We start from the raw sequence: 13,981 nt of genomic DNA on the forward strand, positions 1-13,981 counted from the left end.
CAAGGCATGGCTTAGGGGGATGCACCACCACGTGGGGGACCTACAGGACTATCTCGACGAATATTGCTACAGGTTCAACCGCAGCTTCATGAAGGAGGGCATATTCGACAACCTGATGCTCAGGATGGTAAATACCCCGCCATGCTATATCAAAAATATTAGTGGTTAAATGCCTAAGTCAATACCTTAAATATGCCATTGGTGAAATTATCCTTGTTGTTCTAGGTATTTTAATTGCCTTACAATTAAACAATCTTAATGATGAACGAAAAACTGAAAATTTAAGGCAGGTTTATTATAAACAATTATTACAAGATTTTAAGAATGACAAAGCATATATAGAGAATACATCTTTAGCCATAGATTCTAATATGGTAAAATTTAAAGCCTACAAAGAAATTTATAATCAGCCAAACTTGCCAGTATTCCAAATAATTTCTCAAGTTAACAATTTAGATTGGCGATTATTTAATGTTCAATTCAAATCTAACACCATACATACATTACAGAATACGGGTGACATCAAATTAATACCACCAACCATTAGAGAACACTTAATCCGTTTAGATAAATATCAAGAAGAAACAGAAAACTTTTCTAAATACAATAATGATGAAGCTGCTAGAGCGGGTTCAACGGCAGCTAATAAATATGGGAGTATAGAATTTGCATTTAAAAACATACAAAATCAACCCAAACTATTGGAATATGTATTTGAAGAAAAAAACTTAATCGAGCTTCTTATTATAATAGAAAGGCATCAATTTATGAAGGTTGAATCGGAAAAAGAAAGTCTTATAAGATTCAAGAAAATTCTATCCGATATGGAAGAAATAAAAATTCTTATTAATAAGGAATTGAAAAAATAACGAAAGCATGACAACATGTATAATTCATTGCTAGTACTCGCCTACTTACGAAAATCCTCACGGATTTTCTATTCGATTTGTATTTGCTAAATTAGTTGCTGAAATACGCAACGAAATCATACACAAACCGATGAAGTCGAATACGCCTGCGGTGTACTTTTGTCGCATTGCTGGCGCAATCACCGCACCAAAAGCCAGTCGACATCATCGCCGCGCCATGCCAGATTACATGGACCGTAGGATAAGGGACCTATCTCCAAAGACCGCCGCTAAGGCTCAATTACCCGACATATCAGGACGCTATATCTTCCCGATAGCAATCGGGATTTTTTCCAATACCTTGAAAATCAATATATACGGCCACTCCATGGCCGTATCGATGACCTATAATCCGGTTCATAATATCTACAACCAGCCAGATAACCGAATCACCGTTAACGGTTTTCACTATATTTCCTAAAAATCTATGTTTTTACCTCCATTTCGCATACTACTTTAATAGTTCGAAAGACGGTAAATGCCCATAACGAACAAAAATGAAGGAAAAAACCAAAATAGCGAACGCACTCCAACACTTGAGCCCAGATCTGGTTTCGGAAATAATGGCATCGGCCATAGTCAAGCAAATTCCAAAGGAAAATGAGATTTTAAGGGAAGGTCAATATATCAAAGTCATTCCCATAGTACTGGAGGGGCTCATCAAGGTCTTTACCAGGCACAAGGACAAAGAACTTTTGCTGTATTATATACGACCTAACGAAAGCTGTATCATGTCCTTTTCCGCTAGCTTAAAAAACGAGCCCAGTAAAGTGTTTGCCATTACGGAAGAAGATACCACGGCCTTGCTGCTTCCCGTAGAAAGGGTTGCCAATTGGATAAATCAGTTTCCTGATATAAATACGCTATTCTTTCAGCAATACAATTTACGGTACACTGAATTACTGGACACCATTCACCATGTGCTGTTCGACAAAATGGACAGCCGCTTGTTCGAATATCTAAAAGAAAAGGTTCTCGTTACAAACAATAATCCTCTAAGGCTTTCCCATAGGCAGATAGCCGATGAATTGGGGACCGCACGGGAGGTAATTAGCCGGACCATGAAAAAATTGGAAACCGAAAACTTGGTGAAACAACATCCAAACGGAATAGAGATTTTATAGTGGTGACTTTGGTCACTGCACAGCTTAAAAAGCATGGATACATTTGACAAAAGAATCTTGAAGAACAAAGCAACAAAACTTGTGCTCGTATGTTTGACCTGTATCGCAACGATATCAGGTTTGGTTCTTCTGATTCAATATTTGTCTAACTAAAAAGCATCCATTATGAAAAAAAACATGGGAAACGCAGACCGAATTATTAGAGTTATCATTGCCGTATTGATTGCAGCTCTTTATTTTACTAACGTTATCACGGGAACCTTGGGCCTTGTGCTTTTAGTCCTTGCAGGGGTATTTGTACTAACAAGCGTCATAAGCTTCTGCCCATTGTATGCACCCTTTGGAATAAGGACATGCCCAATGAAGAAGGAATAGTATTCCAGCAGCGGCAAAGTATTTAAAAAATGGCGGTTTACCGCGTAACAGCGGTAGGCCGCCTTATTTATTTCTTAGTGCCGAATAAGAAAATTACATAACCCGTTTGGCCCTTAAGGTATTCATAGAACTGAATTAATTCCCATATTTGCTATATTTCAGCTTATTTAACCCATAATCCAATTTTTGGTCTTAACACAATTACCCATGAATACAACCCAAAAAAAATTTGTCCTCTTTTCATTTCTTTTATGTTCGATGCATTCCTTCTCCCAAGCCATTTTGGAAGATGAACGCTATGTACCGGAAACGGACCCCTTGGTCCTGGAAAAACTGGATCAATGGCAGGATATTAAATTCGGATTACTTATGCATTGGGGAGCTTACAGCCAATGGGGCATCGTGGAATCATGGTCTATTTGTCCGGAGGATTATGGTTGGTGCGAACGTACCAAAGGGAGCAATCCCCAAAACTATTTTGAATATAAAAAAGAGTACGAGGATCTAAAAAGGACTTTCAACCCCGTAAAATTTGACCCGGATAAATGGGCCGATGCCGCCAAGGCCGCCGGAATGCGTTACGTTGTTTTTACCACAAAACACCATGATGGCTTCTCCATGTTCGACTCCAAATACACCGATTATAAGGTTACCGACCCGGAATGTGCCTTTAGTGATAACCCAAAGGCCAACATCACCAAGGAAATTTTCGATTCCTTTAGGGCCAAGGATATGTGGGTAGGTGCCTATTTCTCCAAACCAGATTGGCACCATGAAAATTACTGGGATCCTTATTTTCCGCCGCAAGATAGAAATGTAAATTATGACCCGGCCCTGTATCCTGAAAAGTGGGAGAAATATGTGCAGTTTACCCACAATCAATTATTGGAATTATTGACGGATTACGGCGACGTAGATATCATTTGGCTCGATGGGGGTTGGGTAAAAAAACGTGACCAACAGAACCTGGAGGAAAACTATGCGGAAAAATTTGCGGAAAACACTTCTGGGAACGGATTCATAAAACACAGGATGGTCTCCCAGGATATCCGCATGGACGAACTGGTTGCCAAGGCCCGTGAAAAACAACCCGGACTTATTGTGGTGGACCGTGCCGTTTATGGAAAAAACCAAAACTACCTGACCCCAGAAAATAGGGTGCCGGAAAAGGAACTTCCCTATCCTTGGGAATCCTGTATCATTTCGGGCGATGGATGGTCCTATACGCCTGATTCCAACTACATGACGGGTAAGGAAGGTGTACAGATGTTGGTGGATATTGTAGCCAAAGGCGGAAACCTTCTATTGAACATAGCCCCATCTCCTGAAGGGGAATGGGACCCGGGGGCCTATGAGCTGTTACAGGAATATGGAAAATGGATGGATGTCAACAGCGAGGCCATATACAATAGTCGTACCCTAGCTCCCTATAAAGAGGACAATATCTGTATGACGCAACAGGATGATGGGACCACCTATTTCCTCTACTTGGCAAAGGACGGGGAAACGGAAATGCCCTCGAGCATCACCATAAAATCCCACCGACCTGCCAATGGTAGTAAGGTCACGCTTTTAGGATATAAAGAAGGATTGAAATGGACAGCCAAAGAGCAAGGGTTTGTTGTGAACCTTCCTAACTCCGTCAGAAAGAATCCACCTAGTGTTTATGCATGGACAATTAAGGTATCCAAATTGGAATAATTCTTCAATATGATTTTTTAATAGGAGGTATTTCATATCCTAGGCTTAAATTGGTTTTTACCCCGAAAAAAACGAACAGATTTGGTATCTTCCTCGTGTAAATATTTTGGGCAGTACCTTTTTAAATAGTAATGTTTGAAAAATCTAAAAGAAACACTATGATCAATACATTATTCAATACCAAGCACTTAAAAGGCGATTTTACTGGAGGATTGGTAGCCGGTGTAGTGGCCCTTCCATTGGCCCTGGCCTTTGGTGTACAGTCCGGACTGGGCGCAACGGCGGGATTGTACGGAGCCATTGCGGTAGGAATATTCGCGGCCATGTTTGGGGGAACGGAAACCCAGGCAAGTGGTCCAACGGGCCCCATGACCGTAGTATCCGCGGCCTTGGTGGCTGCGGCCATGCAGATGAACGCCGGTATGGATGATGCCATGAACGTTATTTTATTGACCTTTTTATTGGGAGGTGCTTTTCAGGTAGTCTTTGGATTTTTGAACATTGCGGGTTATGTAAAGTATTTCCCCTATCCGGTAATCTCGGGATTCATGAGCGGGGTAGGCCTTATCATCGTAATTTTACAGATCTTTCCATTTTTGGGCATGGACTCGGCAAAGTCGACCATATCGGTCATAAAGGATTTACCAAGAATTGCTTCCGAAACCAATCTATACGCCCTCTTGTTGGGGGCTATAACCATAGCGGTCTATTTCATTTTTCCCAAAATCACCAAAGCCGTTCCTAGTGCCCTTGTGGCCCTGATCGCAGCAACGTTGATCGCGTATTTTGCCAAATGGGACGTTCCCTTGATAGGTGAGATTCCGTCCGGATTGCCAGCTTTCCAGCTTGGGGGCGTGTTAAGCGTAGATCCAAGTGCCTATCCAAAAATCATTGAATATGCTTTGGTTTTGGCCGTACTGGGTAGTATCGATTCCCTCTTGACGTCGGTCATTGCAGACAATATGACCAAGACCAAGCACAATAGCAATAGGGAACTTATTGGGCAGGGCATAGGAAATATGTTGGCAGCGGCCATTGGCGGGATTCCCGGTGCGGGTGCCACCAAAGGGACCGTTGTAAATATCAATGCCGGAGGCAGGACACGTTTATCGGGAATATTCCATGGTCTTTTCCTTTTGGCCGTTTTGTTGGGCCTTGGGCAACTTGCGGCTCATATACCCTTGTCTGTTTTGGCCGGATTATTGATTCCCATCGGATTCAAGATCATTGATTTCAAGGGACTGAAGCATTTACGAAAAGTTCCAAAGGCCGATGCGGTCGTACTTTTATTGGTACTGTCCGTAACCACCTTTGGTAGCCTGATCCACGCGGTAGGAATTGGAATTGCCCTCGCATGTCTGCTGTTTATGAAAAAATCCGGTGACATAGGAGAAAAAGGGCTAGAAGTAGGAAATATTTCCGAGATCGACGGAGAGAAACCTTGGCAGGATGAGATCGAATTCTACGATAAATACAAGGACAAGGTCATCATCAAACATTTATATGGACCCTTGTTCTTTGGTTTTACATCGTACTTCAAAGACCAGATCAAGACACTTTCAAAAGACGTAAAAGCTGTAATCATCCGTATGGACAGGGTGCCCTACATGGACCAAACCGGCCTATATACCTTGGAAGAAGTGATTTTGGACCTTGAATTGGAAAATATTAAGGTCATTTTGGTGGGATTGAAGGAGCAGCCCAGAGATATGTTGGAAGCCGTGGATATTATTCCAGACCTGATTTCCCCAGAAGAAGTTTTTGAACATATTGGAGATAGTTATTCCTATCTAAGGGAGAAGTTGAAAGAAGGCGAAATGTCCAGCTGATTTTGAAATTTGAGGTTAAAATAGCTTTTAGCTCAATAAACTGCTCAATTGGGCTTCATATTACTACATTTATTTACAGTTGGAATTATCAGTTAAATTTGTCCGCTCGTTCAACCTAAACTAAAAAACGTGCCCAGAAGGTTAACAACATATATTCAACTTCATAGACTGCCCTTAGTTTTTGTGCTGTTCTCATTGGTATTCTACTATACCCTGGCCTATCAACTTGAACGAACGGACTATATAAAGCTTTTTACGCTTTTCGCGGCCCTTTTCTTCTTTTCTTGGAAGCTTATCCAATTTGAAAAATGGAACTTTCGATTTCTTTTGGTTTCCGGGGTTTTATTCAGGCTCGTATTTATTGCTTTGGAACCCCATTTATCCCAGGACTTTTATCGGTTTATTTGGGATGGAGAACTGATTATCAACCAAATAAATCCTTATTTAAGCGTCCCGAATACCTTGATTGAAAATTTGGAATTGCCCATTTCAAATGCCCGGGAACTTTATCAAGGGATGGGTAGCCTAAGCGCTAAACATTACAGCAGTTATCCTCCTTTACATCAGCTGTTTTTTGCCCTGGCCGCCTTGCTTGGTGGTAAAAGTATCATGGGCTCCATAATCGTCATGAGGGTCTTTACCATACTTGCCGATCTGGGTATTTTTTATTTCGGAAGAAAACTATTGAAAAAGCTAAACCGTTCCCCACACCTAATCTGCTGGTACTTTTTAAATCCGTTGGTTATCTTGGAACTAACAGGGAACCTCCATTTTGAAGGTATTATGTTGTTCTTTTTGGTTTGGTCGCTCTATCTGCTTTCCCAAAATAAATGGCAATTGGCAGGAGTCGTACTGGCTTGTTCCATTTCGGTAAAATTGGTTCCGCTTCTTTTTATGCCATTGTTCCTAAATCATCTTGGTCTAAAAAAGAGTCTGTTCTTCTATGGTATCATTGGAGCAACTTCCATCCTATTGTTTGTTCCTTTTTATCACCCCGATTTTATTTCCAATTACTCCCAAACGGTGGGACTTTGGTTTTCAAACTTTGAATTCAATGCCGGTTTCTACAATGTGGTAAAACGCATTGCCATTGCCATGGATGAAAAACCTTGGGAATTCATAAAGGAGTATGGCAAAATTGTTCCCTATATAACCTTAATTACGGCCCTACTCCTAACTTTTCTAAGAAACAACAAGGACCTCTTAATACTCATGGCCTCCATGATGTGGCTGCTCACCCTATATTACATGATTTCTACAACGGTCCATCCTTGGTACATCATTTCCGTACTCGTACTGGGCGTCTTTAATTCATTTAAATTTCCTGTGATTTGGACAGGGGTGATCGTCCTCAGTTATTTTGCCTATTCCCAAATGGACAATAAGGAGAATTTACTTTTATTGGCTTTGGAATACACTGTGGTAATTGGATTTATTGGGTATGAGGTTTTTGCACAACTTAACAAAAAGTAGCCATTTTGTAAAAATTCCTCCCTCGTTTAGATAGGTTGGATTTAATTTGTACTTTTACTTTCATAATGAACGAGAACAATTATATTTCGATTTCCAAGAGTATCAGTACTCCGATCAGTCCGTTCGTATCTCGCCGTAGACGCCCGTAAGGGTTATAAACTTTTAATGGAATTAGGTGAGTCCATTTCCGCACGAGCAAAATCTTATTATTATTTCTTATTTAATCTTAAATTATAGCAATGAAGCTAGTTGTTGCTAACGAATCACACTTTAAATACGCACAGATTATTTGCGATACCATCGCGGAATCAGCCAAAGTGCGGGGAACAGGTATTGCAAAGCGCACTCCAGAATACATCCAGAAAAAACTATCCAACGGTAATGCCATCATCGCCTTGGACGGGGAGAAATTTGCCGGTTTCTGTTACATAGAGGTTTGGGGACATGAAAAATTCGTAGCCAATTCAGGATTGATCGTGCACCCGGATTATAGGGGGCAAGGACTCGCAAAAGCCATAAAGGCCCGCATTTTTGAACTGAGTAGGGAGAAATTTCCCAATGCCAAGATTTTTGGGATAACTACGGGCTTGGCCGTGATGAAAATCAATTACGAACTTGGATACCAACCTGTTACGTTTTCCGAACTTACGGATGACCCTGAATTTTGGAAAGGATGCCAAACCTGCAAAAACTTTGATATTTTGACCCGTACGGAACGTAAAATGTGTCTTTGTACCGGAATGCTTTACGACCCGGAACGTAAAGAAAAGGACAAAAAAAGGACGGAAATCAACAGTAAATCGTTCAAGCGGCTCAAAAGTATTAAGGAAGCCCTGTTTTTGAAGAAAAAGAAATAAGTAAAAACCAATATTCCCAAGTCTGGGAACAAAAGAAAAACATATGAAATGAGCCATAACAATTCTTGATACCCACCAAGATGTTTACTGGCGAATTACATCTGACTTTTAAAAAACACTTAAATTAAAAAGATGAAATTAGTATTAGCCTATAGCGGAGGATTGGATACCTCCTATTGCGCAAAATATTTATCAAAGGAAAAAGGATTTGAGGTCCATGCCGTAAGTGTAAATACCGGTGGTTTTTCTCCTGAAGAGATTAAGAACATAGAAGAAAAGGCGTTGCAATTGGGAGCCACCACCTATACCTCCATCGATGCCGTGCAGACCTTTTACGACAAGGTAGTAAAGTACCTCATTTTTGGAAACGTGTTAAAAAACAACACGTATCCGCTTTCAGTAAGTGCGGAGCGCATCGTACAGGCCATAGAAATAGTCAACCATGCCAAAAAAATTGGCGCCAAATACATCGCCCATGGCAGTACGGGTGCAGGCAACGACCAAGTGCGTTTTGATATGATTTTCCAGATCATTGCTCCTGAAATAGAGATCATCACCCCTATCCGTGACAATAAACTGGCACGGGAAGTCGAGATCAAATACTTACAGGAAAACGGGGTGGATTATCCTTGGGAAAAGGCAAAATACAGTATCAATAGAGGCCTCTGGGGAACATCCGTGGGAGGTGAAGAGACCTTGACCTCTGATAAAGCCCTACCGGATAGTGCCTATCCAAGCCAGTTGGAGGAAAAAACGCCAACCGATGTTAAACTGACCTTTAAACAAGGGGAGCTGGTTGCCATTGACGGAGTTGCGGATACCCCCGTGAACAATATCGAAAAATTGGAAGCCATGGCCTCCAAATACGCCATTGGGAGGGATATCCACGTTGGGGATACCATCATTGGGATTAAGGGAAGGGTAGGATTTGAAGCTGCTGCCGCTTTGATCATTCTTAAGGCACATCACCTTTTGGAAAAACATACCTTGACAAAATGGCAACAGTTTCAAAAAGAGCAACAAGGAAATTTCTACGGCATGCTTTTGCACGAAGGGCACTATTTGGATGCCGTCATGCGGAATATTGAAGCCTTTTTGACCGATACCCAAAAAACGGTTTCGGGTGATGTTTTCGTTAGTCTGTATCCCTTCCAGTTTCGATTAAATGGCATTTCTTCCCCGCACGACCTTATGAACGCCTCCTTTGGAAGCTATGGGGAAATGAACAAGGGTTGGACGGCCGAGGAAGCCAAAGGCTTTATCAAAATCCAGTCCAATGCAGGTAAAATATACAACCATGTAAACCAAGGCAATGATTAAAGCGGGTATTATTGGAGGCTCAGGGTATACTGGTGGGGAACTCATACGGATCTTATTGAACCACCCTGCCGTGGAAATCGATTTTGTCTATTCCACTACACGGGCAGGAAAAGGTTTGTCGACCGCACATCCAGACCTTTTAGGACTGACGGAGTTACAATTTACGGGTGATGTAAACCTACAGGTTGATGTGGTATTTCTATGCTTGGGACATGGAAATTCCTCCAAGTTTTTAATAGACCATGCCTTTTCCGAAAAGACCATCATCATTGATTTGAGCAATGACTTTCGTTTACAGGCCGATGCAAATTTCCAAGGAAAGCAATTTGTCTATGGCCTACCCGAACTCAATGCATCGGATATAGAATATGCCCAATACATTGCCAATCCCGGTTGTTTTGCCACGGCCATTCAATTGGCCTTGTTGCCATTGGCCAAGGCGGGCAGATTATCGGAACATATCCATGTAAACGCGGTCACGGGAAGCACGGGTGCAGGTATAAGTCCGTCGGATACTTCCCATTTTAGCTGGCGAAACAACAATGTAAGTTGGTACAAGCCCTTTACACATCAGCATTTAGGGGAAATCAACGAAAGCCTGCGCTCCTTGCAGAACCCATTGGGGGAACTATTCTTCCTGCCAAATAGAGGAAATTTTACAAGAGGTATATTCGCTACGGCCTATACCCATTTTAACGGGTCTTTGGAAGATGCCAAGGAGCTTTTTAATGACTATTATACAGATGCCGCTTTTACACACGTATCGAAGGACCCAATTAGTTTAAAACAGGTGGTGAATACCAACCATTGCCATATCCACTTGCATAAACATAACGATACGCTTTTGATAACTTCGGCCATCGACAATTTATTGAAAGGCGCGTCTGGGCAAGCGGTACAAAACATGAATTTAATTTTAGGTTTGGAAGAAAACCTGGGATTGAATTTGAAGGCAGGTGTGTTTTAAGGATAGTGAGATAGTGGAAGAATGGAATAGTGAATAAAACCGAAGGGTTCCAGAGCACTATCCTCAACCAACAACGAAAAAACAACAACGAATAACGAACAACGAATAACGAACAACGAAGATGAAAATAGCGATTATAGGTGCGGGCAATCTGGGACTCGCCATAGCCAAAGGTATTTTAAACAGTAACGGCGCCACAAGTATGTACCTTACCAAACGTAATTTAAGATCTATTTCAGAGTTCGAAAAATATGGAAACGTTACCGTAACATCTGATAATAGGGAAGCGGTAGCCAAGTGCGATATCCTGATCTTTGCCGTACAGCCAGGGCATTTTGTTGGTATCTTGGAAAATGTCAAGGATTTGTTTACGGACAATCATGTCATCATCTCCACCATTACGGGTTTCGAACTGGACAGGATAGAGGAGGTAATTGGTTCAGACCGTTATATTATACGAAGTATGCCCAATACGGCCATTTCCGTAGGGGAATCCATGACCTGCATCTGCAGCAATGAGAAAGGAAAAAAACGGATCGATTTGGCCAAAGCCATTTTTAATAGGATGGGCCATTCCATGGAAATACCGGAATCCCAAATGCAGGCGGCAACGGTAATCTGTGCCAGTGGTATCGCCTTTTGGATGCGCTTGATTCGAGCTACTACCCAAGGTGCCATTCAATTGGGTTTTGACGCGAAGGAAGCCCAGGAGTTGGCTATGCACACTTGCAACGGCGCCGCAAAACTCTTGATAGAAAGTGGCAACCATCCAGAAGAGGAAATAGACAGGGTTACCACCCCCATGGGGTGTACCATACAGGGACTGAACGAAATGGAACACCAAGGATTAAGTTCATCCTTGATCCAGGGTATCGTTGCCTCTTATGATAAAATAACCGAGTTTAAGAAACGATAAAAAGTGAAATAGTGAACTGGTGAGTTAGTGAATTAGTGAATTAGTGAAAGAGTCAAATAGAACGTAAGAAACTACTCTTGACATTTGAACTTGAACTTGAATCAAGAAAGAACAACCAAAAACCAACAACCAGAAACGAACAACTATTATATGAAACTATTCGACGTATACCCATTATATGATGTAACACCCGTATCCGCAAAGGGAATCGTGGTTACAGATGATAAAGGACAGGAGTATTTGGATTTTTATGGCGGCCATGCCGTGATTTCCATAGGGCACTCCCATCCGCATTACGTAAAAAGGATCAAGGATCAGTTGGACAAGATTGGCTTTTACAGTAATGCCGTTCAAAACCCCATTCAAGAAGAATTGGCCGAAAAATTGGGAAAACTTTCAGGTTGTGAAAACTACAATCTTTTCCTCTGCAATTCAGGTGCGGAAGCCAATGAAAATGCTTTGAAAATGGCTTCCTTTATTTCGGGAAAATCCAAGATAGTAGCCTTTAAGAATAGTTTTCATGGGAGGACTTCCGCGGCGGTAGCGGCAACGGACAACGCATCCATCAACGCACCCATAAACAAGCAGCAGCAAGTTACCTTTTTGGCCTTGGACGATGCGGAAGGCTTGGAAAAGGAATTGAGCAAAGGCGATGTATGTGCCGTCATTATCGAAGCGATCCAAGGGGTAGGTGGCCTGGACGAGCCTTCCACGCCATTCTACCAAAATATCGCCTCTCTTTGCAAAGAACATGAGGTGGTACTCATCGCCGATGAGGTACAATCGGGTTACGGCAGAAGTGGAAAATTCTTTGGTTTTCAGCATCATGGGATACAACCGGATATTATCAGCATTGCAAAGGGAATGGGGAATGGATTTCCGGTGGGTGGAATCCTTTTGCATGAAAGCATTAAGGCAAGTCATGGGCTGTTGGGTACCACATTTGGGGGCAATCATTTGGCCTGTGCCGCTGCCTTGGCCGTTTTGGAAGTGATCGAGGAAGGGAATTTGGTGGAAAATGCGGCCAAACTAGGTAGCTACTTTACAAAAAAAGCCAAGGAAATCCATCAAGTTAAAAGGGTCAAAGGAAGGGGATTGATGCTGGGGTTGGAATTTGATTTTGAGGTAGGTGCCCTTCGAAAAAAACTCATCTATGATCACTACTTATTTACGGGTGGTGCCAAGGACAAATATGTGCTTCGGATCCTTCCTGCACTAAACATAACCGAAAAGGATATCGATACATTTTTTGAGGCCTTAAAAGCAGCGTTGAAATGAATAAACAGTTGGACATAAAAGTGAGGAACGCCGTGCTAACCACCATGGCACGATTGATTTCCATTGAAAAATCGGCCTTGCTATCCGCCAATAAAATGGATATGGATGGGTATGAAGGGGCAGATTTGGCCATGGGCGACCGATTAAAAGTGGATGATATAAAAGTAGCCTCCATGATTTCCGCTTTGGAAAAATTAGCTAAGGAACCGGACCCCTTGGGTGTTGAACGCTTTTCCTTTACCCATGAAAATGGAATAAAAGTGAGCAATAAAACAGCACCTTTTGGTACCATTTTGATCATCTACGAATCCAGACCGGATGTAACCATTGAGGCGGCAGGAATCGCTTTTAAATCGGGTAACAAAATATTATTGAAGGGTGGTAAAGAGTCGGTGCACAGCAACCTTTTCTTGGTAAATCTTTGGCACAAAGCCCTTGAAGAACATGATTGTCCTAAGGATTGGGTAACCTATTTGGAGTTCGACCGTACACAGACCCAGGCTTTTTTGGAAAACCCAACACAAAAACTAGACTTGATCGTACCTAGAGGCGGGGAAAAATTAATCGCTTTCGTAAAAGAACATGCAACTTGCCCGGTCATTGTAAGCGGTAGGGGAAACAATTTTACCTATGTGGATACGGATGCCGATTTACAGATGGCCTTGGACATTATCATCAATGGAAAGACCTCGAAAATATCGGCCTGCAATGCCTTGGACAAGGTGCTTATTTCAAGGGATTTACCTAGAAAACAGGAGTTTTTACAACATCTGATCCAATCCTTAAAAAAGCATAAGGTTGAAATTCTGACTGACGCAAAACTGGAAGGATTGGAAGGAACATTCGTAATGCCCGATGTCCAAGTTTGGTACGAGGAGTTTTTGGACTATAAGATATTGATAGGGCAAGTTCCAGATTTGGAAGAAGCGGTACGCACCATCAACACCTACGGAGGTGGACACTCGGCAGTGATTGTCACGAACAATGAGGAAAAAGCGGAAGCGTTCATGACGTCCGTGGATTCGGCGGCCGTATATCACAATGCCTCCTCTAGATTTACGGACGGTGGTGAATTTGGGCTTGGCGGGGAATTGGCCATTAGTACGGACAAATTACACCAAAGAGGACCCATTGGGCTACAGCATTTGGTAACCAACAAATGGTATGTAAAAGGGAACGGGCAGGTAAGGTAAATGGTTGATGGTTGATGGTTGATGGTTGATGGTTGATGGT

The 13,981-nt window shown here is 42.1% G+C and carries 13 protein-coding genes and 1 pseudogene; all 14 read left to right on the plus strand.

The window, feature by feature from the left end; genetic code table 11:
- Nucleotides 1-169 (plus strand): annotated as a pseudogene (locus tag BFP75_RS18100) (IS1595 family transposase); the annotation flags it as partial.
- Nucleotides 162-869 (plus strand): DUF6090 family protein, encoded by a 708-nt coding sequence (locus tag BFP75_RS18105; protein ID WP_099546754.1) that lies wholly within the window; start codon nucleotides 162-164, stop codon nucleotides 867-869. The pseudogene BFP75_RS18100 and the gene BFP75_RS18105, both read left to right, overlap by 8 nt.
- Nucleotides 870-1,086: 217 nt before the next feature.
- The gene (locus tag BFP75_RS21595; protein ID WP_123803504.1) at nucleotides 1,087-1,329 is read left to right on the plus strand and encodes a hypothetical protein; all 243 of its coding nucleotides are present in this window, start codon (nucleotides 1,087-1,089) and stop codon (nucleotides 1,327-1,329) included.
- 76 nt (nucleotides 1,330-1,405) lie between these two features.
- Nucleotides 1,406-2,032: a Crp/Fnr family transcriptional regulator gene (locus BFP75_RS18110; RefSeq protein ID WP_099546755.1), complete on the plus strand. Its 627-nt coding sequence runs from the start codon at nucleotides 1,406-1,408 to the stop codon at nucleotides 2,030-2,032.
- Nucleotides 2,033-2,197: 165 nt separating this feature from the next.
- Nucleotides 2,198-2,407, plus strand: a complete 210-nt coding sequence (locus tag BFP75_RS18115; protein ID WP_099546756.1) for a DUF2892 domain-containing protein — start codon at nucleotides 2,198-2,200, stop codon at nucleotides 2,405-2,407.
- A gap of 207 nt (nucleotides 2,408-2,614) precedes the next feature.
- On the plus strand, nucleotides 2,615-4,108 hold the full coding sequence (locus BFP75_RS18120) for an alpha-L-fucosidase (RefSeq protein WP_099546757.1): 1,494 nt from the start codon (nucleotides 2,615-2,617) through the stop codon (nucleotides 4,106-4,108).
- 158 nt (nucleotides 4,109-4,266) lie between these two features.
- Nucleotides 4,267-5,937, plus strand: a complete 1,671-nt coding sequence (locus tag BFP75_RS18125; RefSeq protein ID WP_099546774.1) for a SulP family inorganic anion transporter — start codon at nucleotides 4,267-4,269, stop codon at nucleotides 5,935-5,937.
- A gap of 129 nt (nucleotides 5,938-6,066) precedes the next feature.
- The gene (locus tag BFP75_RS18130) at nucleotides 6,067-7,410 is read left to right on the plus strand and encodes a glycosyltransferase 87 family protein (protein WP_099546758.1); all 1,344 of its coding nucleotides are present in this window, start codon (nucleotides 6,067-6,069) and stop codon (nucleotides 7,408-7,410) included.
- A gap of 239 nt (nucleotides 7,411-7,649) precedes the next feature.
- Nucleotides 7,650-8,267: a GNAT family N-acetyltransferase gene (locus tag BFP75_RS18135; protein ID WP_099546759.1), complete on the plus strand. Its 618-nt coding sequence runs from the start codon at nucleotides 7,650-7,652 to the stop codon at nucleotides 8,265-8,267.
- A 132-nt stretch (nucleotides 8,268-8,399) separates the two neighbouring features.
- Nucleotides 8,400-9,587 (plus strand): argininosuccinate synthase, encoded by a 1,188-nt coding sequence (gene argG, locus BFP75_RS18140; RefSeq protein ID WP_099546760.1) that lies wholly within the window; start codon nucleotides 8,400-8,402, stop codon nucleotides 9,585-9,587.
- Nucleotides 9,580-10,554, plus strand: coding sequence for an N-acetyl-gamma-glutamyl-phosphate reductase (gene argC, locus BFP75_RS18145; protein WP_099546761.1), 975 nt, complete (start codon nucleotides 9,580-9,582; stop codon nucleotides 10,552-10,554). Before argG ends, argC begins: the two co-directional genes overlap by 8 nt.
- Before the next feature lie 121 nt (nucleotides 10,555-10,675).
- Nucleotides 10,676-11,470, plus strand: coding sequence for a pyrroline-5-carboxylate reductase (proC, locus tag BFP75_RS18150; RefSeq protein WP_099546762.1), 795 nt, complete (start codon nucleotides 10,676-10,678; stop codon nucleotides 11,468-11,470).
- A gap of 150 nt (nucleotides 11,471-11,620) precedes the next feature.
- Entirely contained in the window at nucleotides 11,621-12,748 is a 1,128-nt protein-coding gene (locus BFP75_RS18155; RefSeq protein ID WP_099546775.1) for an aspartate aminotransferase family protein, read from the plus strand.
- Nucleotides 12,745-13,941, plus strand: a complete 1,197-nt coding sequence (locus tag BFP75_RS18160; RefSeq protein ID WP_099546763.1) for a glutamate-5-semialdehyde dehydrogenase — start codon at nucleotides 12,745-12,747, stop codon at nucleotides 13,939-13,941. Before BFP75_RS18155 ends, BFP75_RS18160 begins: the two co-directional genes overlap by 4 nt.
- Nucleotides 13,942-13,981: the final 40 nt, after the last annotated feature.

The organism is Maribacter sp. 4G9 (genome assembly GCF_002742265.1).
Lineage (GTDB): Bacteria > Bacteroidota > Bacteroidia > Flavobacteriales > Flavobacteriaceae > Maribacter.